Origin of the sequence: Vibrio lamellibrachiae (assembly GCF_050337265.1) — a bacterium.
Lineage (GTDB): Bacteria > Pseudomonadota > Gammaproteobacteria > Enterobacterales > Vibrionaceae > Vibrio > Vibrio kyushuensis.
The window spans coordinates 69,003-84,729 of sequence record NZ_JAKJSU010000012.1; the positions used below are offsets into that span (position 1 = coordinate 69,003).

Here is a 15,727-nt window from a genome sequence, read left to right on the forward strand (position 1 = left end):
AGTCACGACTTAATAGTCCCTGGGGAAGGGTGACTGTATATTGTGTGTTCTTTTAAGAATGTTTATTATAAGTAGTAGTTGTAGCTAAATAGTAACTCACGACCAGTATCTACATGCCCAAATGATTGAGTAGCATCGCTGAATCGTTCAATGTAAGTGATCTTCCCCCAGTGCTTACGGTTATCTGTCATAGGAAACTGTAATGCAGTATCCAGCTGCAATGAATTGACAGTGCCTAGCATCCCGCCCATATCAACCATAGAATATTGGGGGTTAAATTGTAGGTGTGTCCCGTTTTCGTGTAAGTAAACTGAGTTCATCATATTAACCTGAACACCCCAAGCGTTTTTATCTACAACACCAGCGTCAGAAAATGCTTTATCATTTTGTGCATAGACACCAGCAAGAATTGGAAATGCTAGCCAGTTGGCAAAAGGAGTCGCGACACGAACTATCCCACCAACGGCTAGAAGTCGGTCTGTTGGGTTTGTATCAACAAAGCTAGACTCAATATAGTCAAGTGACACACCGGCAACTGAGACACTTTCATAGCCTGTTCGCTTCACTTCAAAGTAGCGAGCACGGACTTGGGTGAGATCAAAGCTATCATCAAATTGTTGATCTTCACGACCATCGAATTGCAATTGCCCAAGAAAAAGGTTGCCATTGTTTTTTGCACCTGAGATCTGAGCGTTAAGGCGGAAGAAGTTGTCATTTTCTTCACTAAGGCTTGCGACACCGTAAGTTGCGCCAACCATCGTGCTTACTTTTGTGTGATCGCCTGGATCTGGTGCGTCAGTCGCTTCTTCAGCAAGTGCATAAGGGGCCATCATTGTTAATGCTAAAGGGATGATTACTTTGTTCATGGTTTTCTCTTTAATATAGAAGATAGAATCAACGGTAAATAATCATTAATAAAGGCAACCACTGCTTTTTCTTTACGATTATTTATAATTTGAATCTATTTAGGTTTGATATTATTTGTATATCTACGTTTTATATAGCCTTGCTGACAAGGCTATATACAGTCCTATATCCATATAAGTGAAACTCTATCCGTGCTTTAATATAAATTATTACGCTGGCTCACCACCGATAAATACAGCTGTAGCGTCTAGCACTTTTAACTCTTCAAGGTCGCCTTCTAGCCAATCAAAATCTAGAACTGTAAAGTCAGCTAGCTTGCCTACTTCAAGTGAACCAATGTTGTCACCTAGTAAGTGCTGCTGAGCAGCAACTGATGTGATTGAGCGTAATCCCTCTTCTCGAGAAACCGCTTCTTGTTCAAGAACAAGTTCACCGTCGATATCTGCGCGAGTCATCAGAATGTAAGACGCTAACATTGGGTTTGTTGGCATTAGTGGAACGTCTGTATTTGCACTGATCATCATTCCAGCATCGATTGCAGAGCGTCCACGCTGCAGCATCTCGTAGAACGGTTCAGTCAATACGTTCTCTTTTTTCCAAGAAGAGTTAAATTGGTAGCTGTAGTATGGCGTGATACTCGCTGACGGTTTTACAGGGCCGTCGATAACACGTTTGAAGAAGTTATCATCAGTCAGACCAAAGTGTTGAATGAACATCTGTCCGTCGCGGCCTGGCTTATTCTCATGCAGCTCGTACATAGTATCTAAGATTGTATCGTGTGCTAAGTCGCCTTGGGTGTGGATACAGATGTTGTAATCGTGGTCCCAATAAAGCTGCATATCTTCACGAATGGTGTCCATTGAACGGTCAGCAAACGTATGCATCCAACCATTGTTGCTACTTCCATCGGTAAATGTGTGCTTGCTGATCACTTCGTAGTCAGACATTGCACCGTCTGCGAAAAACTTCACCGATTTAAGCGGGAATGTAAGAGAAATGCCATTGTTGTCGACGTAGTGGCTATTGATAAAATCAAATGACTTGTCTAAACATTTGTCGCTGTGCATGTAGATACTTTGCCAATGCCACATGTAACCTTTACGACAGCGAGGCATTCCTGGGATACCATCGGCCGCTTGTAGCATCGCTAACTCACGGTCAACGCCCGTTAAACCAAGACCCAGATCCATTGCTGTTGTAACCCCTTTGGTTCGACCCATCATTAGAATGTCGCTTAATGACTTGAAGATACCTTGAGGTGTTACCTTTTTTGGAAGAAGGTGTTGAGTAGCCAGAATCATCATGGCTTGCTCTGCAACGACGCCGGTCGCTTGGCCATTTTCATCAACGTACATACCGAATGTGTCAGCAGGGATATCTTGAACGTTAAACGCTTTGATAGCAGCGCTGTTTAAGTTCATTTTGTGACAAGAGGCGCCCCAAATAACTAAAGGAGTATCCGGGCAAATTGAGTCCAAGTACTCTTTATCAAGCGATCCATGTAGAGGTTGATAGTGGCCCCACGCTATGATCAATTCAGACTCTTTTTGGTTTTCGATGAGCTCTACTAAAGCATCACGGTATTCATGCGAGGTACGAACGCCTTTGTACAATGTCTCGCCCATTGGCCAGTCGTTGTAGCCAAGTGGTGTTACTGCGCTAAACATAACGGCTGAAGTAATAAAGTGCATGTGGGGTTCGATGAACCCAGGGTAGATGCATTGGTCTTGATAGTCAGCAATCACTTCGGCTGTAGGGAATTCTTCTTTTAAGTGCTCGAACTCACCGACTTTAACAATTTGATCTGCGTCTACAACGAATGCATTAGAAACAGTGAAATCTTTATCGGCTGTGAATACTTTCTTAGCGGTATATAGCTTCATGATGTTCTCTCTATTACTTGGTTAGTATGGACATATTTTATTAACCAATGAAAACAACCGAAATAGCGCCTAGCTAATGGCCACTATTACTGATAATAATGGCCTTAATTAGAGGCGTAAAAAACCCACCAAGAAGACTTAGTGGGTTGATTTTATGAGGTATAATTGTGGTGTTGTTTTACGCTTTTGCTTGCTCTAATTCATCTTCTTTACGAGGTTCTGATTTAGCAACCATGAGAGAGCGATGAGGAAGATAGCGAATAAACCATGCTAGTAAAATAAAGCTAAACGCGACCGAGTACATACCCGATTGGCTAGCGGTTAAACGAGTCTCTTGGTTTACCTTAGTGAGCTCTTCAATATCTTGCTTTAATACCGATGTTTCTGACATCGATGCCAAGAATGCGGTATCACCTAAGAAACCAATACTAGGTAACTGAGCAATTTCTTGTTTGGTTGTTGCACTGATCGTTGCTGAATTCTCTACACTTGATTTGAAGCTGCTTGACATGGTCAACAGCATTACAACACCCATGAAAGCGATACCGATAGCGTAGCCTACGTTTCGAGCTGCAGCTTGGATACCACCTGATTGCTGTGCGTTTGCTTCGTCTAGTGCATCAGTAACAATGATTGAACATTGTGTTGCCATTAAGCCACAGCCGACACCAAGTACAGTTGCCGCGAGCGCAGCAATGGCCATGTTGATACCTGTAGTGCTAAATGAAAGAGCAAACAGTAAAGCGGCAACAGAAGCTAATCCTAAGCCCAAGTAACTCGCAGTTCGTACTTTTAACGAGCTGAACTTTGCAGGAACGATAATTGAGGTAATAACGGTTCCCACAGCTAGAGCAATGCCAATGACTGAAGCTGAAAGGGCACTAGCACTACCAGCAATTTGCATGTGTGGAATGATGATAACAGCAGGAGAAGCAAAACCAATCCAGAATGCACCGCCAATCATGAGGCCTGCGATGACCTGTTTATTGGTAATAATTGCACGAGGAAGTAGGCAGTTACCGTAGGTATCTTCTACTTTGCCTTCCCATACATAGAAGCCACAAAGTACAACAATACCAAGGATAATCATAAGCGGAGCAGGGCTGATACCTAGGATGTTGGCATCAGTAATTGGTTGCCAAACACCCAGTTCAGGCACCTTAAGCGCACCAACAATAAATAGGACCAAACCAATAGCACAAAGCAGGATACCGATTCCATCAATACGTGGAGTGCGCTCAGGCTTAGCCAGTTCTTTTAGTTTGAATGAAGCAGCAAGTACACCAACAAAATAGACCGCGATTGCGAGCATTGCAGCGCTTAGGCCAAAATTATCGATAAGAAGAGCAGCAAGAACCGGCATGACTGCGGAAGCAATCCCTGACGCGGCTGCGACACCACCAAAAGCAATGGCTTGATCTTTGCCTTTGTAGGTTCCAGCGATAATACCAAGAACGGCTGGAATACTCAGGCTAGCACCAATACCGGCTAAGACTCGAGCTCCCCAAATAAAGACTTCAATAGTTGGAGCAAAAGCACCCACAATTTCAGCGGTTATAAGTAGTATTAGACCAAGGCGAAAACATCTCACCCAACCAAAAACCATACCCATTAAACCACCAGCGATCATAAATGCGCCAGTCATCAGTGAATAAGTCGCGTTTGCCATTTGGACATCACTCATTGATGCGCCAAAGGTATTAACTAATTCTGCTGCTGCAATTCCGATGATTGAGTTATCACCGCTTGTCCCTACTTGAGCGGCACAGAGCACAAACAACACTAGCCATTTGGCAAGTCCCTTAGTGTTCGTGTCAGTGTGTTGATTCATAGTATGTGTACTCCTGAAGTAATATTTATTGGATCAATAAAGTTTCGGAGATCTTAATGTATGGCGTGTATTTAGGAATGGTGGCTAGCTAATGACCGGTTATTAGCAATTCTAATAACCCATTATTTACGTGGTGCAAACGTTTGCGTCTTGAGCTAAATCAAATTAAAAACATTGATAAAGGCAAATATATTTTTGAAGAAAATCACTGGATTGAATAACCATTACTAAATGTTACTATTAAAAATGTCAATCAAGGGGCTAACTATGAATGAGAAAAGGCTGCAAAACTGTATGCGTAATGACATGAGTTTGCTAATACCACTTTATGCGTTACTTCAAGAGAAGCATGTGACGCGTGCAGCTGAAAAACTCGATATTAGCCAATCTGCTATGAGTCAGTATTTGTCTAAGATACGTACAGTGTTTGATAACGATATATTGGTCAGGCAAGGCAACAAAATGTTGTTAACCCCCATTGCCGAACAGATGCTACCCGCTTTAGAAAAGATTGTTGAATCGATTGATTTTTTGCATGATTTGACTGAAGTTAAGCCCGAAGAAAAGAACATTAAGTTTACGCTCTCAGTGAATGATGTTTATGGTATTGCAACAAAAGCACTGCTTAATTGGGCACAGGCGCAAGATCCTAGGGTTTTATTATCAGTTAAACCTCGAAGTGAACATATCTATATCGACATTGAAGAGGGGAATATTGATCTTGCTATTGGGAACTTACCTGATGCCCCCGATTATCTGTATAGCCGAAAGCTCGGCGAAATAAAATACCGTCTTTTTGATAGCATCGAAAATCCAGTATTGGAGAAAAAACATCACACTGCTGAAGAGATTGCTCAATGCTTTTTTGCTAGTTTATCGGGGAATGGGCAGGGTGAGATTCTCGCGACAGAACAATTTAGTCAAATTGGAATGGAACGTAAGGTCGCCTTTCAAGCTCATAGTTTCAGTGGTATCGTCGATGCAGTTAAGCACCAAGATTTGATCGCCTTTCTTCCTGAGCTTTATTCGGTTGGTAACGATATTTATCCAATCGATTGTGATCTATCGTTTAAGGTGAATATCTACCTATATTGGCACCCCAAAATGCATAAGGATCCGACTCACACTTGGATTCGTAACAACCTTTACGAGTTAGTGAACACACGTTATTTTTCTGACGAACCGTTATTCATTGCTCATAAATAAGTCCTAAACTTGATTTGAGATGGAGTCTCTATGGAACTGTTAAAAGGTGGCCGAGAAAATAGCGTGTTTCGTGATAGGGAAACCGTTATTAGACATTTTAACCCTTGGACTACAACTATCCATCGTCTGCTTGAACACTTTCACTCCCAAGGGCTAACAGAGTGCCCGACGGTAATAAAAGTGACGAGTGAAAGTGAAGTTCTGAGTTACGTTGAAGGGGATACCTATAATTACCCTTTAATGGGACCTATAGCTTCGACTGTCGCGCTACAGACGGCGGCTCAGCTATTAAAGAAACTACATGACGCTTCACTCAGTTTTGTTGACCAGAATAATATCGATGACTTGCCTTGGATGTTACCTATAAAGTCACCTGTAGAGGTGATTTGTCACGGTGACTTTACTCCGTATAACGTGGCTTTAAGCTGCGATGAAGTTACGGGCGTATTTGATTTTGATACTGCGCATCCAGCCCCAAGAGTTTGGGACGTGGCTTTTTCGATATACTGCTGGGCACCATTCAAAACCGATTCAGTTGATAGCCTTGGGACATTTGATGATCAGCTTATACGGGCCAAGCTGTTTTGCGACAGTTACGGACTAGAAATGAGTGGCAGGGAAAAAGTAGTGGATGTGATGATAGAGCGGATTAAATCGCTAGTGAATTATATGACAGAGCAAGCGAATAACGGTAACGTTCATTTTCAAAAAAACATATCGGATGGCCATCACTTTGCGTACCTCAATGACATTGAGTTTTTGAAACAGTACAAGCCTAAAATAACACGCTACCTTATGAGATAGCGTGTTATCAGTTAGTAGCTTCAGCATTTAAACAAGGTGGGTTACACCGCTTCCTTTATTTTGCTTTCAGTTTTTTTTTCGACTTCCTCAGCCTTCTCATCGAGATCGGCTGTATTGTCGACAAAGATCTCAGCGACCGCACTTCGTTCAAGTTCACCTTTAAGGTTACCGTCTTCATCAACCACTGGCAGTGAATAATCGTACGCCATAGTGTCGGGAAGAACGGCTTCAATCGCATCATCAGGAGAAACCGAAGGGACTTCTTCATAGATGTCTTCACAGAACTCGCTCACTGAATCGTCATCAGACGCGTCTTGTAAACCTTCTTGAGTAAGCACGCCTTGATAACCATCCTCGGTAACATGGTAAGCATAGTCATGTTTACTCTTCTTCATTAGAGTCAGCGCTTCTTCAATCGTTTCTGCAGTAATACGATACGCTGGTGGCTGCATTACCGTTTCAACCGTTAACGCTCGCGCACGGTTTACGTCTTTAACAAACGCTTCCACATATTCATCAGCAGGATTCAATAGAATATCGTCAGGCGTACCTTGTTGAACTAGTTCACCATCTTTTAGGATAGCGATACGATCGCCCAATCGAAGTGCTTCATCAAGATCATGCGTGATGAATATGATGGTTTTATGTAGCTTTTGCTGTAGATCGATTAACTGATCTTGCATTTCACTACGGATCAAAGGATCAAGTGCTGAGAAAGCTTCATCCATTAAGAGAATTTCTGCATCAGTACTCAGAGCGCGAGCGAGACCAACACGTTGCTGCTGACCACCAGAAAGTTGAGAAGGGTATTGATCGCCATAGCCTTTTAACCCTACGGTTTCGATCCACTCATTGGCTTTCGCTATGCGTTGCTCTTTTGGTATCCCTTGAATCTCAAGACCATAGGCAACGTTATCGAGAACTTTACGGTGAGGCATAAGGCCAAAGCGTTGGAAAACCATCGACATCTTGTGACGACGGAACTCTTCAAGATCTTTCTGAGCTAAGGTCATGACATCAGTGCCTTCAACATCAATCTGACCAAGTGTAGGGTCAATCAATCGGTTAAAGTGGCGGATAAGTGTTGATTTACCTGAGCCGGAAAGGCCCATAATCACAAAGATTTCACCTTTGTTGATGCTTAGATTGATATCTTTTAAACCAACCGTATGGCCTGTTTCTTCTAGTATTTGATCTTTACTAACACCTGCTTTAACGCGATCAATCACACTATGCGGCTTAGGCCCGAAAACTTTGTATAAGCCACGGATTTCAATAAGTGGTTTAGTCATGTTTCAGATCTCCAAGGTGTGCTTGAGTACGTTTTGCGTACGCTTGAGATGCTCGGTCAAATAGGATAGCAAGAGCAACAATGGCGAAACCATTGAGAAGACCTAGTGTGAAATACTGGTTAGTGATTGATTTAAGAACGGGCTGGCCCAAACCTTTAACACCAATCATTGAAGCAATAACAACCATAGATAGAGCCATCATTATCGTCTGGTTAATACCCGCCATAATGGTTGGCATTGCTAGCGGAAGTTGAACACCGAATAAACGCTGCTTACTGTTGGCACCAAATGCTGTCGCGGCTTCAAGGACTTCTTTATCCACTAATCGAATACCTAGGTTGGTCAATCGAATTACTGGTGGAATTGCATAGATGACAACGGCGATAAGGCCTGGGATTTTACCAATACCTAGAAGCATAACCACAGGAATGAGGTATACGAAAGCGGGCATGGTTTGCATCACATCAAGCATTGGCGTGACAATGGACTGCACTCTGTTCGAGCGGGCCATCGAGATTCCTATAGGGATACCCAAGAATATGGCGAGTAGGGTACAGACAGTAATGATACTAAGCGTTCGCATAGTGTCATCCCACATGCCGAAATAGCCGATCATTATGAATGAAAGTAATCCACCGAGAGCCAGCTTCCATGAGCGGCTTGCGGCGTAAACGAGTCCGGTTGTGAGTACAAGTACGATAAGCCAAGGTGTAGATAAAAGTAGCTTTTCAAACCAGACTAAAAAAGAGAGTAGAGGATCGAAGAAAGATTCGATCATGTCACCGTATTCACGAGAGAAGTCTCGGTAGGCGCCATCAAGGGTTTTACGGATGAGTCGAAGATCAGAGCGATCCATTTCTGGGAAACTGTTCAGCCAATTACTGTCAGCCATTTTTTTGTCCTTTTAATTCCAAGGCAAGCAAGGTCAACAGAACCTAAACACTTGCCTTGGTTTTCAACTTAATACGACGTGTCCTACGTCGTTACTACAAGTAGTACACTTTTAACGTTGCAGTACTTGTTAACGTAATCATCTTAAACTTTTCTTCGCACTGACTAATTATAGTGCTTGTTCAACTTTCTTCGCGATGTCAGCTGAAACCCATTCGTGCCAAATTTCAGGATATTCGCTTAGGAAATGGAATGAACCTTCTTCGCCATCAGCTTGGTTGTCTTCCATCCATGCTAGAAGTTCATTCATTTTCGCGTTTGTGAAGCCACGAGAGCCTAAGTAGGCATAAGCTTCAGGAGCACGAACTGCAAATGCTTCTGTTGTCATAGTATGTACAGGTGATGGTGGGTACATTGTTGCCTTTGGTGACTCACACTCTTCATGAGTTGTACAGTTAACGAACTCTTCCAAGTCTACACCACTGCCAAAGTCAACTTTAGTCATGTTGTATTTACCAAGTACCGCAGTTGGTGCCCAGTAGTAACCAAACCATGCTTGCTCACGCTCATAAGCCTTTGCGATAGAACCAGAAAGACCAGCACTTGAGCCTGGGTCAACAATTTCAAAGCCAGCATCTTCAAGGTTCATTGCGTTGAAAAGATTGTTAGCACTGATTTGACAGTTCCAGCCAGCTGGGCAGCTGTAGAATGCAGAAACATCTTTGCTTTCAGGGTGCTTAAACAGTTTTGCGTGTTTGATAACACCTTCAATTGTTGCCATTTCAGGGTACTGCTCAACTAAATAGTTAGGTACCCAGAAACCTTCTTCACCACCGTTAACAAGTGATTTGCCTGCGTAGCGTAGACGACCTTCTTCAACACCTTTATCAAGCGCATCTTTCATTGAATTACTCCAGAACTCCGGAGCGATATCTGGTTGGCCTTTTTCGATCATGGAAGTGCCGGTAGGCATTGTGTCGCCAGGGATTAAATCGGCATCACAATCGTAACCGTGCTCAAGAATGAATTTATCAATGTTTGCGATTAGGCTTGCTGAAGACCAGTTCATATCGGCGATCGTGACCGAACCACACTCGTCAGCATTTGCAGTAGTCGAAGCAGCAGAAGTAGCTAATAACAACAGCGTTGCCAGTTTCATATTCATAGAGGTTCCTTTCTCTTTTTATTAGGTTGTCAAAAAAACACAACCGTTTGTTCTCATAATGATGAATCACATAAAGTGAAGACATAATTTAACACATTATTAATTATAATTGGCGAAATTACTCATATTATTCACTGAGCATCTAATTTTTATCGATCAATTATTTTGATGCTCTAGCTATGAAACAACGTTTTTTATTTTTGATAATTTCTGGTCAGTCAGTAAATAATGATGTGTAGTTCAATAAGGGATATTAGCGGTAATAAATGTCTAAAATGCGAAATAGAATCGCAGTTTATCCCCGCTCGCAAAATGGAAAATATCACAGTTTGTTACACATATACGGCGGTGTAGTAAAGTTACTAGAAAGTAGTGTGTTTTTTCGAGTGACACCTCAATATATCAAGGAGTTATTAGTAATAAAAACAGTATGTTGTACCAATGTAACTTACAGCGTTATCAGTTGCAGATATTTTGTGGATATTAGGTTTTTTAGTTACTTGTATATAGATGTGTTTGTCGCTACGTTGCCTGTAAATAAACACAAGGATATGACTTATGAATAAAACTTGGTTACTCGGTACGTTTTCCACCGTATTAGCACTTTCTCCGATGACTAATGCGGCGGACTTATCAGACAAATCTCAGTTAACAATTATTCCAAATCACAATGCGTCACTGATTCGAAATTTTAATCCATTTTCGGTTTCGCGCATGCATACAGCAAGAGATTTTATCTTTGAACCGCTCGTTATCTTTAATGAACTAAAAGGGAATGTGCCAGAATTTCGATTGGCAACCAATTATGAATTAAGTGAAGACTTATTGAGTGTCAGGTTTGATTTAAGAGAAGACGTTCTGTGGTCTGACGGTGAAGTATTTAGTGCTGATGATGTTCTCTATACCTTTGAGCTGATTGGAAAATATCCAGCATTCGATGACCGAGGTGTAAGCAGCAATATTAAGTCCATCGAAAAGATAAATGACCATCAAATTCGCTTTCATTTAAATGAAGTCAACACAAATGCGCCGTATGAACTTGTGCAAGTGCCTGTTGTTCCGAAACATCAGTGGATGAGTGAGAGTGATCCATTGACATTCTTAAATCCAAATCCTATTGGAACAGGGCCTTTTACTGAACTCCCCCAATTTACGGCTACGCTGTTTGTTCAATGTCAGAATCCACATTACTGGGATAGCAAAAACTTAGATGTAGATTGCTTGAGAGTACCTCAGATGAATCACAATGATCAGGTTCTTGGTGAGTTGATGAATTCAAGAATTGACTGGGCAGGGTCGTTTGTACCAGATATCGACCAAACTTATTTAAAAGCATCTAGCGAGCACGGTTACTGGTACCCACCTGCAGGTACGCAAGCGTTTATGTTTAATTACAAGTCGAAAGACACGGTTAAGCATGAAGTGATGAATGATGTTAATTTCCGTAGAGCATTCTCAATGGCACTCAATAGGCAGGTACTAATTGATGTGGCTAATTACGGTAATGGAGTGGTAAATGACTTTGCATCGGGCTTAGGCTACGCCTTTGAAGCGTGGTCCAATGAAGAGACACATAAGCAGTACCAACCTTATATGACGTATTCACCAGACGTTGCGCGCAAGTTGCTTAAGGAATCTGGTTATAAAGATACCAATGGCGATGGCTTTGTTGAAAGTCAGTCAGGTGTACCATTTGAACTGGCGATTCAGTCCCCTCAAGGTTGGACTGACTTTAACAATACCGTGATGCTAGCAGTTGAGCAGCTTAATGAGATAGGAATTAAAGTAAGAGCTAGAACGCCTGACTTTTCGGTGTACAACCAAGCGATGGCCAATGCTGAGTATGATGTGGCTTATACCAATTACTTCCACGGGGCTACCCCACACCGTTATTGGGACAGTGGCTATCATTCACGACTACAAGCTTCTGAGGGAATGCCAAGGTTTGCTATGCACCACTGGCAAAGCGATGAGTTAGACTCACTGCTAGATGGCTTTTATGAAACGGCAGACAGCACGGAACAGAGAAGCATTGCTCATCAGATCCAAGCGCATATTGCTGAGAATCAGATCACAGTGCCTGTTTTATCTGGCCCTAACTTCTACCAATACAACACCAAGCGCTTTACTGGTTGGTGGAATGCAGAAAACCCGAAAGGTCGTCCAATGATTTGGGAAGGGACACCTGAGCGTCTATTGCATGTCTTAGATCTAAAGCCAAGAAGCGGATCTTAAACTAAGAAATGGATCTAAGGCCAATAAGTTAAGTACATATTGGTTAATTAACAAACCGTCACTACAAGATAGAAAGTAAAAAGCCAGCCCTAACAGACACACTAGTTAGGCTGGCTTTTTTTCGAAAAAGAGAATATTGCTAAGAGAAGTATCTCTTAGTTATTGGCTCTTTTTACGCGAATCTTACTTTTGGCAACTTCTGATAAATTAAGACCAGAGATAGCGGCTTTAGCTTCAGCATCATTGGACATTTCAACAAATGCAAACCCTTTTGATTGACCCGTTTCCTGATCTAATACAAGAGTACATTCGCCTACGTCGCCGTGAGCTTGAAATAAAACACGAAGTTCATGTTCTGTTGTTGTGCGCGCTAGGTTGCGAACTAAAAGTTTCATAGTAAACCGTTTGGTATTGAAAGAACGGGCTAGATTGTCGCAGGTTAAACCAGACAAACCAAGGTAAATCTAACTTGGTTTGTCATTTGGACTTAAATGTTATTGGGGACGAGAGTGTCCCCGACAACTGAATCGGTCGCGATACAGCCTATGGCTTAAGTTTTAGTACTTGATCAACATCGTCGGCGCTGTGACGCTCTACTACCTGTTCCCACTCTTCACCCCATGAACGGTTTATAATTCGTCCCCGTTGAACGCCCTCTCTGCTTTCAAGCATTTTTGCCCAACGTAATACGTGAGTATAAGTTTCAACTTGTAAGAACTCAGCGGCGTCATAGAGGTTCCCAAGAACCAAATTCCCATACCAAGGCCATATAGCCATATCAGCAATGGAATACTCTTCACCCGCTACATAGGTATTGTTAGCCAGTTGCTTATCAAGAACGTCTAGTTGACGTTTTGCTTCCATAGCAAAACGGTTGATAGGGTATTCCTGTTTTTCATCGGCGTATGAGTAAAAATGCCCAAAACCACCACCTAAAAACGGCGCTGATCCTTGAACCCAAAATAGCCAGTTAAACGTTTGAGATCGTTCTGCACCGCTTTTAGGTAAGAAGTGTCCAAACTTCTCGGCAAGGTGGACCAGAATCGATGCTGACTCGAAGACATTAACGTCCTGCTCACCTGACTTGTCGACTAAAGCGGGAATTTTAGAGTTTGGGTTAATACCGACGAATCCTGAAGTGAATTGATCTGATTCTCCAATGTTGATTAGATAGGCATCGTATTCAGCTTCTTTAACACCCAATGCAAGCAACTCTTCAAGCATTATTGTGACCTTCTGCCCGTTGGGCGTACCAAGAGAGTGTAATTGAAGAGAGTGCTCTCCCACGGGTAATGCTTTCTCCACTCTAGCCCCAGAGGTTGGACTATTGATATTTGCCCACTTGTTGCCACCGTTCGTATCTTCTTGCCAAACCTTCGGCGGGATATATTCTTTTGTCATCTCGTTATCCTATCTAGCTGATGCATAGTAAACGTTAGATTATGTGTTCATTCACTATAAAAATCGATCATTGTTCTCATTCTTGTAATTTGTCCAACTTATATACGTTTGATCAACATCTAAATCTCATGAAACTTGCTTATGGCACCACATTTTTCTGCAAAATAGTGAAGAATTGGCGATGTGATCGTCTTCAACTTTACACCAATAAAAAGTTCATCGATTTGGTCTTACGTTGAACGATACCCGGAGTGTACATCACGAAGGTAACAGGTATGCAGCATATTGATAACTAAATCGATTGCTGACGCCAAATTCATGCTGTTAATTTTGTTCTAGTTTCCAATGACATGAATATTATAGGGATATAACAGCATGATTAAAAAAACAAAATCACAGCGATTCATTAAGAACTCGCTCTTTTCACTAACGCTTCTAGCTGCCTCTACACAGTTTGCAATGGCGGTTGCGCCATTGACTGTTTCAGGTAATCAAGTATTAGCTGGTGGTGAAGCTAAAAGCTTTGCTGGGCCGAGCCTTTTTTGGAGTAATACAGGTTGGGGCGGGGAAAACTTTTACACTGCTAATGATGTTCGAAAGGCAAAAACGGAATTAGGCGCGACGTTAATACGAGCGGCAATTGGTTCTAGTGCGCAAGGGGGAGTAGAGGACGATTGGAACGGAAATATTTCACGCCTTGAAACTGTTATTGAAGCTGCTATAGCCGAAGATATGTATGTGATAGTGGACTTTCACAGTCATCACGCTCACGAAGATTGGTCAAAAGCAGAAGCATTTTTTACTCATGTAGCAACAAAATATGGTCATCATGACAACGTAATCTATGAGATTTACAACGAGCCATTGCAAGTAAGCTGGAGCAACGACATTAAACCGTATGCCGAGTTTATCATTGATAAGATACGCTCTATTGATCCGACGGGTGTCATTGTCGTGGGTACACCATCTTGGTCACAAGATGTGGATTCAGCTTCATATGACCCGATTAACCGCCCGAATATCGCGTATACCATTCACTTCTATGCTGGCACTCATGGGCAATCGTTGAGGGATAAGGTTCAAGTAGCATTAAACAACGGTATTGCTTTAATGGCCACGGAGTGGGGAACGGTTAATGCCAATGGTGATGGTGCGGTAAATTACGGCGAAACGAATGCTTGGATGGAGCTATTTAAACAGAACAATATTAGCCACGCAAACTGGGCATTAAATAACAAAGCAGAAGGTTCTTCAATGTTTACTCCGGGAGCTTCTTGGGGTAGTTACACAGAGTCAGGTTCATTTGTGAAAGATATCATCTCAAATTGGCCGACTAGCGGTGGTGGTGACAATGGTGGTGATAACGGCGGCGATTCGGACCTTACGGGGCCTTGTCAAACCAATACGCTACCGGCCCGTGTGGATGTATCTAGCTTTTGTCACTCTAGTGGGCTTGAATTTGAGGATACAACAGATGTCGGAGGTGGTCAGAACCTCGGCTGGACTGATGATGGTGATTGGATAACGTTTGAAGTAAATGCCCCTCAAGCTGGTGACTATGATGTGACTTACCGTGTTGCTTCTGACCATGCACAAGCGGGTGTGATTCAAATCGAGCAAGCGGGTGGTGATGTGGTCTTTGGTGAGATCAGTGTTAGTGGCACGGGTGGATGGCAAAATTGGCAGGACATCACTCATTCGGTATCTATCCCTCAAGCTGGAACTCAAACCATCGCACTGTCTGTAAAAACGGGCGGTTGGAATTTGAATTGGTTTGAAATGACGCCATCAGATGGCGGTGATATCACTCCTCCTCCTTCTGAAGGCTGTAATGGTGTGACTGAATACCCAAATTGGTTACATGCTGATTATGAAGGTGGCCCAAACACCCATCTACTGGAAGGTGAAGAGATGCAGTACCAAGGGAATAAATACCAAGCAAACTGGTACACAAGCTCGACTCCAGGAAGTGATGCATCGTGGACTTTGGTTGGCAGCTGTCAGTAACGTTATAAGTGACAATAGTTATAAGTCGATAACGTCTTAATGAATCAGGCCAACGTTTGTATCACGTTGGCCTGAGCTTTTTTGATATTCCTTTCAAAAGTGCGCAAAAAATTTTTATCACCTGTAATAAGAACGTGAGAAAACT

Annotated in this window: 12 protein-coding genes; 4 read left to right on the forward strand and 8 right to left on the reverse strand. The window is 42.4% G+C overall.

Annotated elements, in window-relative coordinates; genetic code table 11:
- Positions 1–65 precede the first annotated feature (65 nt).
- From L4C54_RS19395 to L4C54_RS19405, 3 genes are all read right to left on the reverse strand, one after another.
- Positions 66–866, reverse strand: a complete 801-nt coding sequence (locus tag L4C54_RS19395) for a hypothetical protein (RefSeq protein WP_428809436.1) — start codon at positions 864–866, stop codon at positions 66–68.
- Between the two features lie 210 nt (positions 867–1,076).
- On the reverse strand, positions 1,077–2,750 hold the full coding sequence (locus L4C54_RS19400) for an amidohydrolase (protein WP_428809437.1): 1,674 nt from the start codon (positions 2,748–2,750) through the stop codon (positions 1,077–1,079).
- A gap of 178 nt (positions 2,751–2,928) precedes the next feature.
- Positions 2,929–4,581, reverse strand: a complete 1,653-nt coding sequence (locus L4C54_RS19405; RefSeq protein ID WP_428809438.1) for an MFS transporter — start codon at positions 4,579–4,581, stop codon at positions 2,929–2,931.
- 267 nt (positions 4,582–4,848) lie between these two features.
- Between L4C54_RS19405 and L4C54_RS19410 the strand changes: the two genes are divergently transcribed.
- Entirely contained in the window at positions 4,849–5,787 is a 939-nt protein-coding gene (locus tag L4C54_RS19410; protein WP_428809439.1) for a LysR family transcriptional regulator, read from the forward strand.
- 30 nt (positions 5,788–5,817) lie between these two features.
- A complete protein-coding gene (locus L4C54_RS19415) occupies positions 5,818–6,591 on the forward strand; it encodes an aminoglycoside phosphotransferase family protein (RefSeq protein WP_428809440.1) in 774 nt (257 codons plus the stop codon).
- 41 nt (positions 6,592–6,632) lie between these two features.
- On the opposite strand, the gene L4C54_RS19420 is transcribed toward L4C54_RS19415, so the two are convergent.
- The 3 genes from L4C54_RS19420 to L4C54_RS19430 form a co-directional block, all read right to left on the reverse strand.
- The gene (locus L4C54_RS19420; protein ID WP_428809441.1) at positions 6,633–7,883 is read right to left on the reverse strand and encodes a quaternary amine ABC transporter ATP-binding protein; all 1,251 of its coding nucleotides are present in this window, start codon (positions 7,881–7,883) and stop codon (positions 6,633–6,635) included.
- Complete coding sequence (locus L4C54_RS19425) at positions 7,876–8,775, reverse strand: ABC transporter permease (RefSeq protein ID WP_428800642.1); 900 nt, start codon at positions 8,773–8,775, stop codon at positions 7,876–7,878. Before L4C54_RS19425 ends, L4C54_RS19420 begins: the two co-directional genes overlap by 8 nt.
- A gap of 168 nt (positions 8,776–8,943) precedes the next feature.
- Positions 8,944–9,933, reverse strand: coding sequence for an ABC transporter substrate-binding protein (locus L4C54_RS19430; protein ID WP_428809525.1), 990 nt, complete (start codon positions 9,931–9,933; stop codon positions 8,944–8,946).
- A gap of 564 nt (positions 9,934–10,497) precedes the next feature.
- Here L4C54_RS19430 and L4C54_RS19435 point away from each other — a divergent pair.
- A complete protein-coding gene (locus tag L4C54_RS19435) occupies positions 10,498–12,174 on the forward strand; it encodes an ABC transporter substrate-binding protein (RefSeq protein ID WP_428809442.1) in 1,677 nt (558 codons plus the stop codon).
- Between the two features lie 155 nt (positions 12,175–12,329).
- Here L4C54_RS19435 and L4C54_RS19440 read toward each other — a convergent pair whose 3' ends face one another.
- A complete protein-coding gene (locus L4C54_RS19440) occupies positions 12,330–12,569 on the reverse strand; it encodes an RNA recognition motif domain-containing protein (protein WP_428800640.1) in 240 nt (79 codons plus the stop codon).
- 148 nt (positions 12,570–12,717) lie between these two features.
- Positions 12,718–13,575 (reverse strand): glutathione-dependent disulfide-bond oxidoreductase, encoded by an 858-nt coding sequence (gene yghU / locus L4C54_RS19445; protein ID WP_428809443.1) that lies wholly within the window; start codon positions 13,573–13,575, stop codon positions 12,718–12,720.
- Between the two features lie 375 nt (positions 13,576–13,950).
- On the opposite strand from yghU, the gene L4C54_RS19450 reads away from it, so the two are divergent.
- Entirely contained in the window at positions 13,951–15,582 is a 1,632-nt protein-coding gene (locus L4C54_RS19450; protein WP_428809444.1) for a cellulase family glycosylhydrolase, read from the forward strand.
- Positions 15,583–15,727: the final 145 nt, after the last annotated feature.

Coding starts and splice junctions, on each gene's coding strand:
- L4C54_RS19395 (WP_428809436.1), bottom strand. CDS start 866: ATGAACAAAGTAATCATCCCTTTAGCATTAACAATGATGGCCCCTTAT.
- L4C54_RS19400 (WP_428809437.1), bottom strand. CDS start 2,750: ATGAAGCTATATACCGCTAAGAAAGTATTCACAGCCGATAAAGATTTC.
- L4C54_RS19405 (WP_428809438.1), bottom strand. CDS start 4,581: ATGAATCAACACACTGACACGAACACTAAGGGACTTGCCAAATGGCTA.
- L4C54_RS19410 (WP_428809439.1), top strand. CDS start 4,849: ATGAATGAGAAAAGGCTGCAAAACTGTATGCGTAATGACATGAGTTTG.
- L4C54_RS19415 (WP_428809440.1), top strand. CDS start 5,818: ATGGAACTGTTAAAAGGTGGCCGAGAAAATAGCGTGTTTCGTGATAGG.
- L4C54_RS19420 (WP_428809441.1), bottom strand. CDS start 7,883: ATGACTAAACCACTTATTGAAATCCGTGGCTTATACAAAGTTTTCGGG.
- L4C54_RS19425 (WP_428800642.1), bottom strand. CDS start 8,775: ATGGCTGACAGTAATTGGCTGAACAGTTTCCCAGAAATGGATCGCTCT.
- L4C54_RS19430 (WP_428809525.1), bottom strand. CDS start 9,933: ATGAAACTGGCAACGCTGTTGTTATTAGCTACTTCTGCTGCTTCGACT.
- L4C54_RS19435 (WP_428809442.1), top strand. CDS start 10,498: ATGAATAAAACTTGGTTACTCGGTACGTTTTCCACCGTATTAGCACTT.
- L4C54_RS19440 (WP_428800640.1), bottom strand. CDS start 12,569: ATGAAACTTTTAGTTCGCAACCTAGCGCGCACAACAACAGAACATGAA.
- yghU (WP_428809443.1), bottom strand. CDS start 13,575: ATGACAAAAGAATATATCCCGCCGAAGGTTTGGCAAGAAGATACGAAC.
- L4C54_RS19450 (WP_428809444.1), top strand. CDS start 13,951: ATGATTAAAAAAACAAAATCACAGCGATTCATTAAGAACTCGCTCTTT.